This window comes from Actinoplanes sp. NPDC026623 (genome assembly GCF_040638275.1).
Lineage (GTDB): Bacteria > Actinomycetota > Actinomycetes > Mycobacteriales > Micromonosporaceae > Actinoplanes.
The window spans coordinates 1-1,107 of record NZ_JBEZXZ010000458.1 but is presented as its reverse complement, the minus strand read 5'-3'; the positions used below and the strand labels follow the sequence as shown (position 1 = coordinate 1,107).

At 72.0% G+C, this 1,107-nt stretch carries 1 protein-coding gene; it reads right to left on the bottom strand.

The genetic code is table 11. The features are described 5' to 3' along the window. Positions 1–1,107: GH92 family glycosyl hydrolase (locus AB0F10_RS45795; protein ID WP_360640938.1), on the bottom strand; the 1,107-nt coding region annotated here is incomplete at both ends.

The window sequence follows — 1,107 nt, the reverse complement described above, 5'->3', positions numbered from 1 at the left end:
GGGTCACCGGTCATGATGTTGGTTTCGCTGTTGGCCAGGGCCCAGCGCGGCAGCCAGCCGCCGTCGCGCCCGATCGCGACCACCGACAGCGCCACATCCCGGGCCACCTCCGGGACGAGCAGTTCGAGCAACTGGTTCTGCGGCCGGTAGGTGTCCCAGAGCGAGAAATTCTGGTACGGCGTGTAGCCGCTCGCGGTGTGCACCCGCCGGTCGAAGCCCATGTATGCGCCGTCGACGTCGCCGGCCAGGTTGGGGTGCAGCAGCGAGTGGTAGAGCGCGGTGTAGAAGACGCCGCGCCGGTCCGCGGCCCCGCCGCCGATCCTGATCCGGTCGAGTTCGCCGGCCCAGGTGTCGCGCAGCCTCGCCCGGACGGCGTCGAAGTCGTAGGAGTCGGCGGTCTCGGCGGCCAGGTTCCGCCGGGCGCCCTCCGGCCCGGTGTAGGAGAGCGCGACCTTGACGACGACGTCGCGGTCCTGGGTCGCGTCGAAGGTGACCCACGCGCCGTTGCCGCCGGTGCCGGACGCGTCCCTGCCGCCGGGGGTCAGCGCCGGGCCGCGCCAGGTGCCGCTCGCCGCGAACGGGCGGTCGAAGCTCGCGGTGAAGTAGACGGTGTGGTCGTCCTTGCCGGCGCAGAAGCCGCCGGCGTGCACCCGGCCCTCGACGGTGCGGTCGCCGACGACGTGGATCTCGGAGTCGAAGACGGACTGGTTGGCCTTGCCCGTGTTGAACAGGACGTTGGCGGCGCCGGTCGCCGGAAACGTGTAGCGCTGCCAGCCGGTGCGCGGGGTCGCGGTCAGCTCGGCCCGGGTCTGGTACCGCGACAGGCCGACCCGGTAGTAGCCGGGCGAGGCCTCCTCGTCGTCGTGCGAGTAGGGCGAGGAGTACGAATTCGGGTCGGAGGTGCTGACCGCGCCCGTGGTGGGCAGCATGGGCAGCTCGCCGGCGACGCCGCAGCCGACGCCGGACAGGTGTGTCTGGCTGAAGCCGTGGATGCGGCTCTGCTGGTAGTCGTATCCGCCCTGGCCGCCGGTGTCCGGGCTGACCTGGACCATGCCGAACGGCGCGCTCGCGCCCGGGAAGGTGTTGCCGAAGTTCTGCGTGCCGACG